Below are 15,946 nucleotides of genomic sequence, written 5' to 3'. Positions count from 1 at the left end.
CGCATCGGATGTTCAGCACGGACGGGCGGGGAGTGCGCATCCCGGCGCCGAGCGGAAGGGGGTGCGGGAGGCGCGGGCGGCTGCCTACAGTCGGACTGCTGCGGCCCGGTTCGCGGGTCGGACGACGGGAGGCGCGATGCGCGGCGAGGCGACGCTCTACACGGACGCGGTGGTGACGGCTCCGTTCGCCCTCGCGGTGATCGCGGAGGCGACCGGCTCGCGAGTGGTCGGCGCGCGGACCGCGGACGCGCACGTCCCGCTCTACAGCGGTCCGACGAGCGCGCGGGTCGAGATCGCGGGGTTCGGCGACAGCGTGCCGGTCACCGTCGACGTGCGCGACGAGCGCGGGATCGACGAGGCGCGTGCGGCCGCGCAGGCGCTCGGGCTGGAGCTCGCCGCCTACGCGGGCTGGGAGGTCGTGGCCGGCTTCTGAGCGTCGCGTCGGACCCGGGCGAGGTAGTAGCGGCTGGGCGCCGTCCTCACGATCGCGGGAAGCAGGCGGTAGACGGCGAAGGTGCGCGAGAGCGCCCGCTCGAACCGCGCCTCCTGCCGTGCGGTCCAGTGGAAGCCGAAGGGCTCGCGGAGCGCCGCCGGGAGCAGACCGGCGGTGATCAGGCGGAGGTAGGGGCCGAGCGGGCGCAGGTACCAGGCGGCGATGCTCGGGCCCAGCAGGTCGTGGGCGACCCGGCGGGCCGCGGGCGTGACCTCGAGGCGCTCCAGCTCCCGCTCCCAGTAGGCGTCGAACGCGGTGCGGGAGTCGGGCCAGAGGTCCGCGGGCATCTGCAGGGCCGCGCCGACGACGACGGAGCGGCGCACGATGTCGTCCGCCTCCTCCTTGCTCAGCGCACCGAAGGCGCCCTCGTAGAGCTGCAGCATCGACTGGGTGAGCGTCGCCGCGACCCAGCGCTGCAGCTCCGGGTCGAAGGCCGTGTAGCCGGGGCCGCGCACGGGCACGTGCGCCCTGTTCACGCGGCGGCGGACGGCGCGCACGTCCTCGGGAGTGCCGTAGTGCAGGACGTAGAGGTAGGAGAGCGTCCCGTGCAGGCGGTTCACGGCCCGGTGCACGAAGTCGGAGTGGTCGGCGACGCCCTGCCCGACCGCCGGGTGCGCGATCTGGAGGAGGATCGCGCGCGCGCCCGCCAGCAGGAACACGCCCTCGCGGAAGACGTCCGGGGTGCGGGAGGCCGACGACATGGCTCCACGCTACGCGGGAGCGGCGGGCGGAGGAGGAGCCGGTGCCCCCGGCGGGCGTCCGGCGGGCGCGGAGCGACCGCACGGGAAGCCCCCGGCGGGTGCGGAGTAGACTCGGCGCGGCCCAGGGACAGTGCCGAGACTCCGGCGTCGTCCGGGCCACCTCGAACTCGAAACGCAAGCGCGCTCGGCGCGGAATGGGAATGCAGCGTGGATCTCTTCGAATACCAGGCCCGTGATCTGTTCGAGAAGTACGGCGTCCCCGTGCTCCCGGGCATCGTCGCCGACACGCCGGAGGAGGTGCGCGCCGCGGCGGAGAAGCTGGGCGGCGTCACCGTCGTCAAGGCGCAGGTCAAGATCGGCGGCCGCGGCAAGGCGGGCGGCGTGAAGGTCGCGAAGACCCCCGAGGACGCGTTCGCCGCGGCGCAGTCGATCCTCGGCCTCGACATCAAGGGCCACGTCGTCAAGCGCGTCATGGTCGCCGGCGGTGCGCGCATCGACCGCGAGTTCTACTTCTCGGTGCTGCTGGACCGGGCCAACCGCTCCTACCTCTCGCTCACCTCCTACGAGGGCGGCATGGAGATCGAGCAGCTCGCCGTCGAGCGCCCCGACGCCCTCGCGCGCGTCGAGGTCGTCCCCGGCCAGGGCATCGACCAGGCCAAGGCCGAGGAGATCGCCCGCGCGGCGAAGTTCCCGGAGGAGCTGATCGCCAAGGTCGCGCCCGTCCTGGTGAAGCTGTACGACGTCTACACCGGCGAGGACGCCACGCTCGTCGAGGTGAACCCGCTCGTGCTCACCGAGGAGGGCGACATCGTCGCGCTCGACGGCAAGGTCTCGCTCGACGAGAACGCCGGCTTCCGCCACGCGGACCACGCCGCGCTCGAGGACAAGGACGCCGCCGACCCGCTCGAGGCGAAGGCCAAGGAGAACGACCTCAACTACGTGAAGCTCGACGGCGAGGTCGGAATCATCGGCAACGGCGCGGGCCTGGTCATGTCGACCCTCGACGTCGTCGCCTACGCCGGAGAGAGGCACAACGGCGTGAAGCCGGCCAACTTCCTCGACATCGGCGGCGGAGCCTCCGCCCAGGTGATGGCGAACGGCCTCGACGTGATCCTCGGCGACGAGCAGGTCAAGAGCGTCTTCGTCAACGTCTTCGGCGGCATCACCGCGTGCGACGCGGTCGCCAACGGCATCCTCCAGGCGCTCGAGATCCTCGGCGACTCGGCCACGAAGCCGCTCGTCGTCCGCCTCGACGGCAACAAGGTCGAGGAGGGCCGCGCGATCCTCCAGGCCGCCGCCAACCCGCTCATCACGCTCGCCGCGACCATGGACGAGGGCGCCGACAAGGCCGCCGAACTCGCCGCCGCGTAACGGACCCGACGACTCAAGGAATCAGAGAACAAGCATGTCGATCTTCCTCACCAAGGACTCCAAGGTCATCGTCCAGGGCATCACCGGCGGCGAGGGCACCAAGCACACCGCGCTGATGCTCAAGGCCGGCACGAACGTGGTCGGCGGCGTCAACGCCCGCAAGGCCGGCACGACCGTCACCCACGGCGACGTCGAGCTCCCCGTCTTCGGCACCGTGAAGGAGGCGATGGAGGCCACCGGCGCCGACGTCTCCATCGCGTTCGTGCCGCCCGCCTTCTCGAAGGACGCCGTCATCGAGGCGATCGACGCCGAGATCGGCCTCCTCGTCGTCATCACCGAGGGCATCCCGGTGCAGGACTCCGCGGAGTTCTGGGCGTACGCGCAGGAGAAGGGGAACAAGACGCGGATCATCGGCCCGAACTGCCCCGGCATCATCACGCCGGGCGAGTCGCTCGTGGGCATCACCCCCGCGACGATCACCGGCAAGGGCCCGATCGGCCTCGTCTCGAAGTCGGGCACCCTGACCTACCAGATGATGTACGAGCTGCGCGACCTGGGCTTCTCGACCGCGATCGGCATCGGCGGCGACCCGATCATCGGCACGACCCACATCGACGCGCTCGCCGCGTTCGAGGCCGACCCCGAGACGAAGGCGATCGTGATGATCGGCGAGATCGGCGGCGACGCCGAGGAGCGCGCCGCGGACTTCATCAAGGCGAACGTCACGAAGCCCGTCGTCGGCTACGTCGCGGGCTTCACCGCCCCCGAGGGCAAGACGATGGGCCACGCCGGCGCCATCGTCTCCGGCTCGGCCGGGACCGCGCAGGCCAAGAAGGAGGCCCTCGAGGCCGCGGGCGTGAAGGTCGGCAAGACGCCGTCCGAGACGGCCGCCCTGCTCCGCGAGGTCTACGCGGCGCTCTAGCGCCCGTCCTCCCCGCACCACCGTCGGAACGGACGGTGCCCCTGCTCCGGCGGGCGGCGCCGTCCGTTCCGTCGTCGGGGCGGGTCCGGCCGGAGTAGCGTCGCAGCGTGACCCGCCGCCTCGGACTCGACCTGCTGACCTTCGTGCCGTACCCGGAGGGCCCCGAGCAGCCCGGCGACGCCGCGCGGAGCCTCGAGGACGGGCTGGCCCTGCTCGAGCTCGCCGAGGAGCTCGGCTACGGCACCGGCTGGGTCCGCGTGCGGCACTTCGAGCGCTACCTCGCGTCTCCGATGACCTTCTTCGCGGCCGCCTCCCAGCGGACCCGCCGCCTCCGCCTCGGTACCGCGGTCATCGGCGCCCGCTACGAGTCGCCCGTGCGCCTCGCCGAGGACGCCGCGACCGTGGACCTGCTCTCGGGCGGACGCCTCGACCTCGGCGTCAGCAGCGGCTTCGCGCATCTCGCCTCCGTCTTCGACGGGGTGTTCGGGCAGGCCGAGCGCGACTTCCGCGAGGAGGCGCAGGAGCGCATCGCGCGACTCCGCGAGGCGCTCTCGGGCGCCGTGCTCGGCGTCGCGGAATCGGCCCTGATGTCGGTCCCGGTCGGCGCTCCGCTCGTCCAGCAGCCGCACGCGCCCGGCCTCGCCGACCGGCTCTGGTACGGGGCGGGAACGGTGTCCTCCGCGGTCCGGGCGGGCGAGCAGGGCATGCACCTGCAGGTGTCCACGCTCAACACGGAGGAGACGGGCCTGCCGTTCGCCGAGCAGCAGGCGGTGCAGATCCGGGCCTACCGCGAGGCCTTCGCCGCAGCGCACCCGGGGCGCACGTCGAGGGTGACGGCGGGCCGGATCGTGCTGCCGCTGCTCGACGCCGCCGACGAGGAGGCGCACCGCCCCTTCATCGAGGGCTACCTCGCGCGGATGGACGACGAGGGCCGCCCCCGCACGGCCGACCGGTCGATCATCGCCGCCCCGATGCGCTTCAGCCCCCTCCATGTCGGGACCCCGGAGCGGATCGTCGCATCGCTCGCCGCGGATCCGGCGCTCGCGGAGGCGGACGCGCTCACGGTGACGCTCCCGGCGGTCGGCGGGGTGGAGTCGCACCGGCGCATCCTGCGCGCCGTCGCCGAGCGCATCGCCCCGCAGCTGGGCTGGACGCCCGGCGCCTGAGGATCAGCGCCGCGCGAGCAGTGCCCGGACGGGCCGCTGCAGCAGGAGCAGGAGCAGCCACCAGAGCCCGACCGACGGGACCAGCAGCGCCAGCGCCAGTGCGACGAGGAGCAGCGCGAAGGGCAGCAGGGCGGGCGCGAGCGGCAGGGGCCCTGCGCCGGGCCGCCTGAGCTCCGGGTGCCGGGAGAGGCGCAGCTCGATCAGGACCAGCGCCCCGCTCATCGCGGCCATCGTGCCGATGTAGAGCCCGATCGTCGCCCGGGAGTCCGGGAACAGCGCCAGCGCGCTCGTCGAGAACGGGAAGAACGCCAGCGCGGCCAGCCAGAGCAGGTCCAGCCACACCAGGGCGCCGTCGTAGTCCCCGGCGATCTCGAAGACGCGGTGGTGGGGGATCCAGAAGACGGCGATGACCGCGAAGGAGAGCGCGAAGGCGAGGACCGAGTCCAGGTGCTCCGCGAGCAGCGCCGGGACTCCGCCGCCCTCCCGGGCGACCTCGGGAGCCAGCTGCACCAGCGGCAGGACGAGGACGGTGATGGCGATGGCGGCGGTCGCGTCCGAGAAGTTGACGAGCCGGTCGAGCCCGCGCTCCGTCCGGCGGTGGGCCGCGCGTCCCCCGGGGCGCCCGCGGTGCACCAGGCGCTCGATCGGACCCGAGAGCAGGAGCAGCAGGAGCGCGAACATGTTGACGGCCGGCACCGCGACGGCGAGCACGAGGGCCGCGAGGAGGACGCCGATCACGATCAGCGACCTCGAGAGGGAGCGCCGCGGCTCCGCCCCCGGGGCCAGGAGATCCGGATCGCGGCGCACGATGAGCTGCATCGCGAGGGTCGCCGCGCTCGCCGCGATCATCGTGCCGATGTAGAGCGCGATGACGCTGCCGTCGGTGTCGAGCACGTTCGAGATCAGGTTCGCCGCGAAGGGGAGCAGGACGACCGCGGCCAGCCAGACGAAGTTCGCGACGACGAGCGCGGGCGAGTACCGGGCCACGCCCTCGAAGACGGAGTGGTGGACCGCCCAGAGCCGTCCGATCACGGCGAACGTGATGAAGAAGGCGGAGAGGGTGCCGTAGTGACCGGTGAGGAGGGACCCCAGATCGGCCGCGCGGCTCTCCTCGACCACGTCGACGAGGGGGAGGACGAGGAACGTGATGGCGATGGCGACGACGGCGTCGGAGAAGTTCACGAGGCGGTCCAGGCCGCGCTCCGTCCGTGCGTCCGAGGTCCCCGTCATGGCTCCGACACTAGAGGGCCGGGCGGCGCGCCCCTGACCCGCCTCCGAGCGCGCCGCCGCTAGGCTCGTCAGGCCCATGAACCGGATCACCGTCGCCCTCCTCGCCGCCTTCGATGCCGCGCTGTCGGCGCTGATCGGGATCGCGATCCCGCTCGTCCCGCTGACCGTCCTCTGGGCCGTGCAGTACGACACGACGGTCGACTTCGGCGTGTTCTGGCGGGTCGCCGCCGACGCCTGGCTGCTCGGCCACGGGGCCGACCTGCAGGCGGCGCTGGCCCCCGACTCCGCCCTCGCCGTCGCGCTGCCCGGAGGCGCGGACGCCTTCCCGGTGACGATCGCTCCGCTGGCCTTCGCACTCCTCACCGTGCTGCTCGGCGCGCGCACCGGCCGCCGCGCCCAGGAGTCGCCGTTCCGGGCCATCGGCGTCCTCGTCGCGATCGCGACCTACCTGGCGATCGCGCTCCTGGTCTCGCTCGGATCCGCGGACCCGGCCGCCACCGTCGATCCCCTGCAGGGGACGCTGCTGCCGCCGCTCGTCTTCGCGCTGGGGGTGCTCGTCGGAGCAGCGCTCCACTCCGCCCGCAGCGACGAGGCCGACCCCCTCGGCGAGCTGGCCGCCTCCGCGCTCGACCGCGTCCCCGCGCCGGGGCCCGGGCTCGTCCTCGCGTCGCTGCGCGGGGGAGCGCTCGCCGCGGCCGGCGTGGTCGGAGTCGCGGCGGTGCTCGTCGCCGTGCTGCTGGTCGTGCACTACACCTCGGTCGTCGCGCTCTACGAGAGCCTCGGCGCCGAGGCGCTCGGCGGCCTGGCCCTCACTCTCGGGCAGCTCGCGTTCCTCCCGAACCTGGTGATCTGGGCGGCGAGCTGGCTGATCGGCCCGGGCTTCGCCCTCGGCACCGGCTCCTCCGTGAGCGCGGCCGGAACGCTGCTCGGACCGATCCCGTCGATCCCGGTCCTCGCCGCACTGCCCGCAGGGGACTCGGCCTTCGGATTCCTCGGGCTGCTCGTGCCGCTGCTCGCCGGGTTCGCCGCGGGATGGCGGCTGCGGCGCGGCGTGATCGAGGCGCTCGACGGACGCTCGCTTCTGCGCTGGGGCGCGGCCGCGGCCGGCGGGATCGGCGTGGTCGGCGGCCTGCTGCTCGGGCTCCTCGCCTGGTTCTCGGCGGGCGCCGCCGGGCCCGGGCGGCTCGCCCAGGTGGGCCCGGACCCGCTCGTCGTCGGGGCGGTCGCCGCCCTCGAGCTCGCGCTGGCCGCGGGCCTGGGCCTCGCCGCGGGCCGCAGCCGACGCGGCTGACGCCGGCGGAGGCGTCCCCCTAGACTTGCGCAGTGCTGAAGTTGGTCGTACTCCTCTCCGGCGGCGGATCGAACCTCCGCGCCCTGCTGGACGCCACCGGAGACGAGGGCTTCCCCGCCCGAATCGTCGCGGTCGGCAGCGACACCGACGCCGAGGGCTTCCGCCACGCCGAGGAGCGCGGAGTACCCGCCTTCACGGTCGCGCCGCGCGACTTCTCCTCCCGCGACGAGTGGGGCGCCGCCCTGCTCGGGCGCATCCGGGAGTGGGAGCCCGACCTCGTCGTCTGCGCGGGCTTCATGCGCATCCTGCCGCCCGTGGTGGTGGACGCGCTCAGCCCGCGGATGATCAACACGCATCCCGCACTGCTGCCCCTCTTCCCCGGCGCCCACGCCGTCCGCGACGCCCTCGCCGCCGGCGCGACCGAGACCGGCGTCACCGTGCACGTGATCGACACCGGCGTCGACACGGGACCCGTCATCGCCCAGGAGAGCCTCGCCGTGCTTCCCGGCGAGAGCGAGGACGCGCTGCACGAGCGCATCAAGACCATCGAGCGTCGCCTGCTGGTGCAGACGGTGCTCGACATCGCCCACGGAACCGTCGACCTCGAGGAGCTCGCCCGCGCATGAGCATCACCGCCCACGACCCCAGCAGCTACGACGACCGCGACCGGGTCCCCGTCCGCCGGGCGCTGATCTCGGTCAGCGACAAGACCGGCCTGCTCGAGCTCGGAGCGGCGCTCGCCGCGGCCGGCGTCGAGCTCGTCTCCACCGGCTCGACCGCAGCGACCCTCCGCGGCGCCGGCCACGAGGTCACCGACGTCTCGGCCGTCACCGGGTTCCCGGAGTCGCTCGACGGCCGCGTGAAGACGCTGCACCCGGCCGTGCACGCGGGCATCCTCGCCGACCTGAGGCTCGCCTCGCACCGCGAGCAGCTGGAGCAGCTCGACATCGCCGCGTTCGAGCTGGTCGTGGTGAACCTGTACCCGTTCCGCGAGACCGTCGCCGGCGGCGCCGACCCGGCGACCGTGGTCGAGAACATCGACATCGGGGGCCCGGCCCTCGTCCGCGCCTCCGCGAAGAACCACGCCAACGTCGCGATCGTCGTCGACCCGGCCGACTACTCCGGGATCGCGACCGCCCTCGCCGACGGAGGCACGACGCTCGCCGCGCGCCGCACCCTGGCGGCCCGCGCCTTCGCGCACACCGCCTCCTACGACTCCGCCGTCGCCGCCTGGTTCGCCGGGCAGGAGGCGGCCGAGGGCGTCGAGGGCTCGGTCGAGATCCGCGGGACCCTGCAGCAGGTCCTCCGCTACGGCGAGAACTCGCACCAGAAGGCGGCCCTCTACGTCTCTCCCGACGGCACCGGCATCGCGCAGGCGACACAGCTGCACGGCAAGGAGATGTCCTACAACAACTACGTCGACGCCGACGCGGCCGTCCGCGCGGCGTACGACTTCGTACTGCCCGCCGTCGCGATCATCAAGCACGCGAACCCGTGCGGCATCGCGATCGCGAGCTCGAAGGCGATCGACCCCATCGCCTCCGCCCACCGCCGCGCCCACGAGTGCGACCCGGTGTCGGCCTTCGGCGGCGTCATCGCCGCGAACCGGCCCGTCACCCTCGCCATGGCCGAGACGGTGAAGGAGATCTTCACCGAGGTGCTCGTCGCCCCCGGCTTCGAGCCCGAGGCGCTCGAGGTGCTGAAGACCAAGAAGAACCTGCGCCTGCTGCAGCTCCCCGACTTCTACGCCCCCGTCGAGCGCGAGTTCAAGCAGATCTCCGGCGGCCTGCTGCTGCAGGAGCCGGACCGCTTCATCGGCGGCCCCGGCGAGGTCAGCTCCGGCTGGCAGCTCGTCGCCGGCGAGCCCGCCGACGCCGACACGATGCTCGACCTCGAGTTCGCGTGGAAGGCCTGCCGCGCCGTCAAGTCGAACGCGATCCTCCTCGCCAAGGGCGGCGCCTCCGTCGGCGTCGGCATGGGCCAGGTCAACCGCGTCGACTCCTGCCACCTCGCCGTCACCCGCGCCGGCGACCGCGCCCCCGGCTCCGTCGCCGCCTCCGACGCGTTCTTCCCCTTCGCTGACGGCCTCGAGGTGCTCCTCACCGCCGGCGTGAAGGCCGTCGTCCAGCCCGGCGGGTCCGTCCGCGACGCCGAGGTCATCGACGCGGCCGCCCGCGCCGGCGTCACGATGTACACGACGGGGGAGCGGCACTTCTTCCACTGAGTGACGGGCGCTCCGCGCCCGTCACTCGGTGGAAGAAGTGGTGTTCGATCTCCCCGCCGCTCCCTGCGCGGCGGGGCGCGGTCGGCTTCGCGACGGGGTGCGTTCCGTGGAGCGGGGTGCGTCGCCGGTCGCGGGAATCGCTTGGCACGCGATTTCCGCTGAACCGGCTCTGCCTTGGCGTGTTCGTCTTCCTCGCCGCTCCCTGCGCGGCGGGGCGCGGTCGGCTCGGCGACGGGGCGCGTTCCGTGGAGCGGGGTGCGTCGCCGGTCGCGGGAATCGCTTGGCACGCGATTCCCGCTGAACCGGCTCTGCCTTGGCGTGTTCGTCTTCCCCGCCGCTCCCTGCGCGGCGGGGCGCGGTCGGCTTCGCGACGGGGTGCGTTCCGTAGAGCGGGTAGCGTCGCCGACCGCGTGAATCGCTGGGCACGCGATTCCCGCTGAAAGTGCTCTGCGTTGCGGTGGGCGGCTCTTAGGGGGCTGCTAGGGGATCGACAGGCGGGGCGCGGGCGGGGGCGCGTAGGGTCGCCGGGTGCCTTCCGACTCGACGCCCGCGTCCACTCCCGACACCCCGACCGCCGCCTCCACGATCGCCCCGAACCGGGACCGCGCGCCCGGGACGGGCCGCCGGATCCTCGTCGCGCTGCTCGCCGCCGCGGCGACCGCGCTCGTGGCGCACCTCGCCAACCTGCTGGCCTTCTTCATCGGCAACCAGCTGCAGCCCGGCTCCATCCCGCAGGTCAACGCCTACTTCCTGCTCTCGAGCGTGCTCGGCTTCGTGGTCGTCCTCGTCCTCGCCGTCGCGGGGATGCTCGGACGCACCTGGAGCGCCGCCCTCGCGGGACTCGTCGCGGGTGTGGTCGGAGCCGTGTTCGGCACGCTCGTCCAGGCCAGCGCCACCGGCGAGGCCGTCACGGGCGCCGTCTGGGCCTCCATCTTCCAGACCTTCGCCGGACTCAACCTCGTCTTCCTGCTCGCGTTCACCGTCTCGGCAGCGAGCGTCGGCCACACGCTCTGGAACCGCCTCCGCACCACGGGCGCTCCGGCCGCCGTCGTCACCGACCGCCGCATCGCGATCGTCCGGGCGCCGGCCGCCGACCTCTCGGCGGGCGAGCTCACCCACCTCGAGCGCGTCCCCGTCGACCAGCAGCGCGCCCAGCAGCAGTGGGAGGCGTACGTCGACCTGCTCGAGCGGGCCGGCTGGGAGACGGTCGAGGCCGCACCGGCGCCCGGACTCGCCGACTCCGTCTTCCTCGAGGACGCGGTCGTCGTCTTCGGCGACCACGCCGTGATCGCCCGGTCCGGAGCGGAGTCCCGCCGCGGAGAGACGGCGGGCGCCGAGGAGGCCGTCCGCGCCCTCGGCCTGACGGTCGACCGCATCGAGGAGCCGGGCACGCTCGACGGCGGCGACGTCCTCAAGGTGGGATCGACGGTCTACGTCGGCCGCGGAGGCCGGACCGACGCGGCGGGGGTCGCCCAGCTGCGCGCGATCCTCCGCCCCCGCGGGTACGACGTCGTCGCGGTCCCGCTGACCAAGGTGCTGCACCTCAAGAGCGCCGTGACCGCGCTGCCCGACGGCACGGTCATCGGCTGGGAGCCGGTCGTCGACGAGCCGCGCCTGTTCCCCTCCTTCCTGCCGATGCCCGAGGAGGCGGGCGCCCACGTGGTCGTCCTCGACGACGACACCCTCCTGATGGCCGCCTCCGCTCCCCGGAGCGCCGAGCTGCTGCGGAGCCTGGGCTACCGCGTCCTCACCGTGGACGTCTCGGAGTTCGAGAAGCTCGAGGGCTGCGTCACCTGCCTCTCGGTCCGCGTCCGCTGACGGCGGAGGCGGGGAACCGCCGGATCGCGGCGGCCGCTGGACGGAGCACATAGCCGGGGTATAGCCTTCAAGGCTGCCCGGAGCTCTCCGGCCCGGTGGCACCTCCCGCCTCCCCGCCCACCCGGCAGGGGAGGCCCCGCCCTCGTCGCGAAAGCCCTCCGCCGTGTCCGCTCCCGCCCTCCCGTCTCCCGGCGCCCCCGCGCAGAAGCGCCCGAGCACGCTGCAGACCCTGCTGCGCCTCGTCCCCTTCGTCGGCGACTCCCTGCCCCGGCTGGTCGGCGGCATCGCGGTCGCGCTCGTGGCGAGCCTGGTGTCGCTGGTCATCCCGATCGTCCTGCAGCAGCTCGTCGACGGGCCGCTGGGGGACGGAGCGGCCTCCGCCGGCTCCGGCGACCTCGGGCCGCTGATCGGCCCGGTCGCCGTCATCCTCGTGCTCGGCGTCGTCGAGGCCGGTGCCATCGCGCTGCGCCGCCGGATGGTCCTCACCCCCAGCACGCGGATCGAGTCGCGCATGCGCTCGGCGCTCTACAGCCGCCTGCAGGACCTCCCCGTCTCGTTCCACGACCGCTGGCAGAGCGGGCAGCTCCTGTCGCGGGCGATGAGCGACCTCAGCCTCATCCGCCGCTGGATAGCCTTCGGCTTCGTCCTGCTCGTGGTCAACGCGCTGACGATCGTCGTCGGCTTCGGCGTCCTCGTGTACTGGAACCCGATCCTCGGCGTGCTCTTCGTCGTGTGCTCGATCCCGGTCTGGATCTACGGGTTCGCGTTCGAGAAGCGCTACTCGAGCATCGCGCGCCGCAGCCAGGACCAGGCGGGCGACCTCGCCACGACCGTCGAGCAGTCGGTGCACGGCATCCGCGTCCTGAAGGCCTTCGGCCGCCATCAGCACGCGCTGGAGAACTTCGCCGGCCAGGCCGAGAAGCTCCGCGGCACCGAGATCGACAAAGCCCGTGCCATCGCCGGGATCTGGCTCGTCCTCCTGCTGGTGCCGGACATCGCTTTCGCGCTCTGCCTGCTCGGCGGGGTCTGGCTCGCCGCGGCCGGCCAGCTGAGCGTCGGCGAGCTGTTCGCCTTCTTCGCCACCGCGACCGTGCTGCGCTGGCCGGTGGAGTCGATCGGCTTCCTCCTCTCGATGACCTTCGACACCCGCACGGCGGTCGACCGCTACTTCGAGGTGATGGACAGCCGGAACACCATCACCGACCCGGAGGACCCCGAGACGATCCTCGAGCCGCGCGGCCGGGTGCGCTTCCGCGACGTCCACTTCCGCTACCAGGACGCCCCCGAGCGCTACCGCGACCTCCTCGACGGCGTCGACCTCGAGGTCGAGCCGGGCGAGACGATGGCACTGGTCGGCATCACCGGCTCCGGGAAGACGACGCTCACCGCGCTGCTCCCGCGCCTCTACGACGTGACCGGCGGAGCCATCGAGCTCGACGGCGTCGACATCCGCCGGCTCCGCCGCGACGAGCTGCGCACGCACGTCGGCATGGCGTTCGAGGACGCGACGCTCTTCTCCACCAGCGTGCGCGAGAACGTCCTCCTCGGCCGACCCGACGCGACCGAGGAGGAGCTGCTCGAGGCCCTCGAGATCGCGCAGGCCGACTTCGTCCACCGCCTCCCCGAGGGCCTGGACACGAAGGTGGGCGAGGAGGGGATGAGCCTCTCCGGCGGCCAGCGCCAGCGCCTGGCCCTCGCCCGCGCGGTGGCCGCGCGTCCGGCGGTGCTCGTCCTCGACGACCCGCTCTCGGCGCTCGACGTCGACACGGAGGCGCGCGTCGAGGCGGGGCTGCGCCGCGTGCTCGGCGACACCACGGCGATCATCGTCGCCCACCGCCCCTCGACGGTGGCGCTCGCCGATCGCGTGGCACTGATGGAGGAGGGCCGCATCACCGCGGTCGGCACCCACAGCGAGCTGCTCGCGAGCAGCCCGCACTACCGCTTCGTCATCTCGAGCCTCGAGGAGGACGAGCTGACCCGGCCCGCCGGGACCGAGCGCATCGGCTCCCGCCCCACGACGACCCACCAGGAGACGCGATCATGAGCACGCTCGGTTCCTCCGAGGAGCGCGACGACCTCAGCAGAGCGGAGTCGGCGGCCCTGCGCCGGCGCTCGCTGCGGCTGCTCGGCTCCCTGCTGCGGCCGCTCCGGCTGCGGCTGGTGCTCACCGCGGTCGTGGTCGTCGTCGCGACCGCTGCCCAGGTCGCGGGACCGGCGCTGATCGCGGCGGGCATCGACAACGGTCTGCCCGCGGTCCTCGCGGGGAACGCGGTCCCGCTGGCGGTCACGGTCGGCGCCTACATCCTCACCGGACTCGTCGGCGCGCTCCTGGTCGCCTGGTACACCGTGCTCTCCGCGAGGGTGAGCCAGGCGATCCTGATCGACCTGCGCAAGCGGGTCTTCCTGCACACCCAGAAGCTGAGCCTGGAGTTCCACGAGAACTACACCTCCGGCCGGATCATCTCGCGCCAGACCAGCGACCTCGACTCCATCCGCGAGCTGCTCGACTCCGGCATCAACCAGCTGGTGCAGGGTGCGCTCTACATGGGCTTCGTCGCGATCGCCCTCGTCTCCCTGGACGGCGTGAGCGGCATCGTGCTCGCCTGCGCCCTGGTGCCGCTCGCGCTGCTCACCCGCTGGTTCCAGAAGCGGTCGCAGGCGCTGTTCCGCGGCACCCGCGTCGCCTCGTCGCGGCTCATCGTGCAGTTCGTGGAGTCGATGACCGGCATCCGCGCCGTGCAGACCTTCCGCACGCAGAAGCGCAACGAGTCCGTGTTCGGCGGGGTCGTCGAGCAGTACCGGCTCGCCTACAAGCGCGTCTTCGGGGTGTTCGGCACCTTCGACCCCGGGCTCGTGCTGATCGGCAACGTCACCGTCGCCGTGGTGCTGTTCATCGGCGGCGTCCGCGTGCTCGACGGCGGGCTCGAGATCGGCGCGCTGCTGGCGGTCCTGCTCTACACCCGGCGCTTCTTCGACCCGGTGCAGGAGATGGCGATGTTCTACAACTCCTACCAGTCGGCGGCCGCCGCGCTCGAGAAGATCTCGGGCGTGCTGGCCGAGGAGCCGAGCGTCCCGGATCCGGCCCGCCCGGTCGACCTGCGCCAGGCGCGGGGCCGCCTCGGCTTCGAGGGCGTCCGCTTCGCCTACACCGCCGACCGCGAGGTGCTGCCGCGCTTCGACCTCGACATCCCCGCAGGGCAGACCATCGCCCTCGTCGGGTCCACGGGCGCCGGCAAGACGACGCTCGCCAAGCTGATCTCGCGCTTCTACGACCCGAGCGACGGCGTGGTGACCCTCGACGGAGTGGACCTGCGGCAGCTGCACCCGAAGGACCTGCGGCGCGCGATCGTGATGGTCACCCAGGAGGCGTACCTCTTCTCCGGATCCGTCGCCGACAACATCGCGATCGGGCGGCCGACCGCGTCCTACGACGAGATCGTCCGGGCCGCGCAGGCGGTCGGCGCGCACGAGTTCATCCAGGCGCTGCCGGACGGCTACGACACCGACGTGAACAAGCGCGGCGGCCGCGTCTCGGCCGGTCAGCGCCAGCTGATCTCGTTCGCCCGCGCGTTCCTGGCCGACCCGGCGGTGCTGATCCTGGACGAGGCGACCTCCTCCCTCGACATCCCGAGCGAGCGCCTGGTGCAGCAGGGCCTGCAGACGCTCCTGGCGGACCGCACGGCGGTCATCATCGCGCACCGCCTCTCGACGGTCGCGATCGCCGACCGGGTGCTGGTGATGGAGCACGGCCGCATCGTCGAGGACGGCACTCCGGAGGCGCTCATCGCCGGCGAGGGCCGCTTCGCCACCCTGCACGCGGCCTGGCGGGACTCGCTCGTCTGATCGGCTGCCGCTCGCGACTCACGTCCCGGAGCCGCTCCCGGCTCAGGGGCGCCAGCGGGCGCTGCGCACGTCGACGCGCCAGCCGCCCGGCGTGACGACGAGGGGCGTGCCCTCGCGCTCGTACTCCCGGCGGGCGCGCTCCTCGTGGCCGACCGGGGGCGCTCCTCCCGCGCGGACGACGCGCCACCAGGCGGTGTCGGAGCCGTAGCGGGCCATCACCGTGCCGACCGCGCGTGCCGCACGCGTGCCGAGGACCGCGGCGATCTCGCCGTAGGCCATCACGCGGCCGGGCGGGATGGAGGCGACCACCTCGAGGACGGCGGAGACGAAGTCGGCCGGCTCCGCTGCCTCCGGCGCCGCGCTCAGAGCGTCAGCGCCCCGATGTTCTCGCCGTACTGCGTCTCGCCGACGACCTCGAAGCCGATCCAGCGGAAGAACTGCTCCGGGCCGTCCTCGCCGGACTCCCAGATCACCGTGAGGGTGTCGAAGCCGCGGGCGCGCGCCTCGTCGGCGGTGGCGCGGACGGCGAAGGTGCCGACGCCGCGGCCCTGCTTCGCCGCGTCGATGTTGATGCGCCAGATGCAGCTGCGGAACTCCTCCGCCGCCTCCGGGTCGAAGTGCGCGTGGATGAAGCCGACCAGCTCGTCGCCGTCCATCACGGCCCGCTGCCAGGAGGCGCCCGGGTCGATCACCGCGGCGGCGGCGGAGTAGGAGACCGGCGCGATGAACTGCTCCTGGCCGGGTTTGAGGCTCAGGCCGTTCACGGCGGAGATGTTCGAGGCGGACAGCTCTTCCAGGCGGAGGTCACTCATGCCGTCACTGTACCGGCGGCGCAGGACGGCGGGCATCCTCCTGTCGGGCGACGTGCGCCGGCCCCGGCGCGGACG

The 15,946-nt window shown here is 73.2% G+C and carries 14 protein-coding genes; 10 read left to right on the top strand and 4 right to left on the bottom strand.

The annotated features are described in order from the left end of the window. The first annotated feature begins 136 nt into the window (after positions 1-136). Positions 137-433: a hypothetical protein gene (locus GSU40_RS12280; protein ID WP_104224926.1), complete on the top strand. Its 297-nt coding sequence runs from the start codon at positions 137-139 to the stop codon at positions 431-433. On the opposite strand, the gene GSU40_RS12275 is transcribed toward GSU40_RS12280, so the two are convergent. Then, positions 400-1,194 (bottom strand): oxygenase MpaB family protein, encoded by a 795-nt coding sequence (locus tag GSU40_RS12275; RefSeq protein ID WP_104261609.1) that lies wholly within the window; start codon positions 1,192-1,194, stop codon positions 400-402. The two genes, GSU40_RS12280 and GSU40_RS12275, sit on opposite strands and share 34 nt — an antisense overlap. 207 nt (positions 1,195-1,401) lie before the next feature. Here GSU40_RS12275 and sucC point away from each other — a divergent pair, with 207 nt between their 5' ends. The 3 genes from sucC (at position 1,402) to GSU40_RS12260 (ending at position 4,653) form a co-directional block, all read left to right on the top strand. Further along, a complete protein-coding gene (gene sucC, locus GSU40_RS12270) occupies positions 1,402-2,565 on the top strand; it encodes an ADP-forming succinate--CoA ligase subunit beta (protein WP_104224928.1) in 1,164 nt (387 codons plus the stop codon). Positions 2,566-2,599: 34 nt separating this feature from the next. Next, positions 2,600-3,487, top strand: coding sequence for a succinate--CoA ligase subunit alpha (sucD, locus tag GSU40_RS12265; RefSeq protein WP_104224929.1), 888 nt, complete (start codon positions 2,600-2,602; stop codon positions 3,485-3,487). 107 nt (positions 3,488-3,594) lie between these two features. Beyond that, positions 3,595-4,653 (top strand): LLM class flavin-dependent oxidoreductase, encoded by a 1,059-nt coding sequence (locus GSU40_RS12260; RefSeq protein WP_160035149.1) that lies wholly within the window; start codon positions 3,595-3,597, stop codon positions 4,651-4,653. A gap of 3 nt (positions 4,654-4,656) precedes the next feature. On the opposite strand, the gene GSU40_RS12255 is transcribed toward GSU40_RS12260, so the two are convergent. Further along, positions 4,657-5,883 carry a TMEM175 family protein gene (locus tag GSU40_RS12255; RefSeq protein WP_160035147.1) on the bottom strand — a complete coding sequence of 409 codons (1,227 nt, stop codon included), beginning with the start codon at positions 5,881-5,883 and terminating at the stop codon, positions 4,657-4,659. A 76-nt stretch (positions 5,884-5,959) separates the two neighbouring features. On the opposite strand from GSU40_RS12255, the gene GSU40_RS12250 reads away from it, so the two are divergent. The 6 genes from GSU40_RS12250 (at position 5,960) to GSU40_RS12225 (ending at position 15,059) form a co-directional block, all read left to right on the top strand. Beyond that, positions 5,960-7,174 (top strand): DUF6350 family protein, encoded by a 1,215-nt coding sequence (locus tag GSU40_RS12250; RefSeq protein ID WP_104227293.1) that lies wholly within the window; start codon positions 5,960-5,962, stop codon positions 7,172-7,174. A gap of 32 nt (positions 7,175-7,206) precedes the next feature. Further along, positions 7,207-7,800 carry a phosphoribosylglycinamide formyltransferase gene (purN, locus tag GSU40_RS12245; RefSeq protein WP_104224933.1) on the top strand — a complete coding sequence of 198 codons (594 nt, stop codon included), beginning with the start codon at positions 7,207-7,209 and terminating at the stop codon, positions 7,798-7,800. After that, positions 7,797-9,398 carry a bifunctional phosphoribosylaminoimidazolecarboxamide formyltransferase/IMP cyclohydrolase gene (gene purH / locus GSU40_RS12240; RefSeq protein WP_160035145.1) on the top strand — a complete coding sequence of 534 codons (1,602 nt, stop codon included), beginning with the start codon at positions 7,797-7,799 and terminating at the stop codon, positions 9,396-9,398. Before purN ends, purH begins: the two co-directional genes overlap by 4 nt. A 528-nt stretch (positions 9,399-9,926) precedes the next feature. Further along, complete coding sequence (ddaH, locus tag GSU40_RS17170) at positions 9,927-11,216, top strand: dimethylargininase (RefSeq protein WP_279630827.1); 1,290 nt, start codon at positions 9,927-9,929, stop codon at positions 11,214-11,216. A 163-nt stretch (positions 11,217-11,379) separates the two neighbouring features. Continuing rightward, positions 11,380-13,260 carry an ABC transporter ATP-binding protein gene (locus GSU40_RS12230; protein WP_160035143.1) on the top strand — a complete coding sequence of 627 codons (1,881 nt, stop codon included), beginning with the start codon at positions 11,380-11,382 and terminating at the stop codon, positions 13,258-13,260. After that, positions 13,257-15,059: an ABC transporter ATP-binding protein gene (locus GSU40_RS12225; RefSeq protein WP_104258297.1), complete on the top strand. Its 1,803-nt coding sequence runs from the start codon at positions 13,257-13,259 to the stop codon at positions 15,057-15,059. The genes GSU40_RS12230 and GSU40_RS12225 overlap by 4 nt, the downstream gene beginning before the upstream one ends. 42 nt (positions 15,060-15,101) lie before the next feature. Here the strand turns inward: GSU40_RS12225 and GSU40_RS12220 are convergent, their stop codons facing one another. Continuing rightward, positions 15,102-15,425, bottom strand: a complete 324-nt coding sequence (locus tag GSU40_RS12220) for an MGMT family protein (RefSeq protein ID WP_104238475.1) — start codon at positions 15,423-15,425, stop codon at positions 15,102-15,104. Then, the gene (locus tag GSU40_RS12215) at positions 15,422-15,871 is read right to left on the bottom strand and encodes a GNAT family N-acetyltransferase (protein ID WP_104224946.1); all 450 of its coding nucleotides are present in this window, start codon (positions 15,869-15,871) and stop codon (positions 15,422-15,424) included. The genes GSU40_RS12220 and GSU40_RS12215 overlap by 4 nt, the downstream gene beginning before the upstream one ends. Between the last annotated feature and the right edge of the window lie 75 nt (positions 15,872-15,946).

Source organism: Rathayibacter sp. VKM Ac-2805, assembly GCF_009834265.1.
GTDB lineage: Bacteria > Actinomycetota > Actinomycetes > Actinomycetales > Microbacteriaceae > Rathayibacter.
This window is presented reverse-complemented; position numbering and strand designations above follow the sequence as displayed.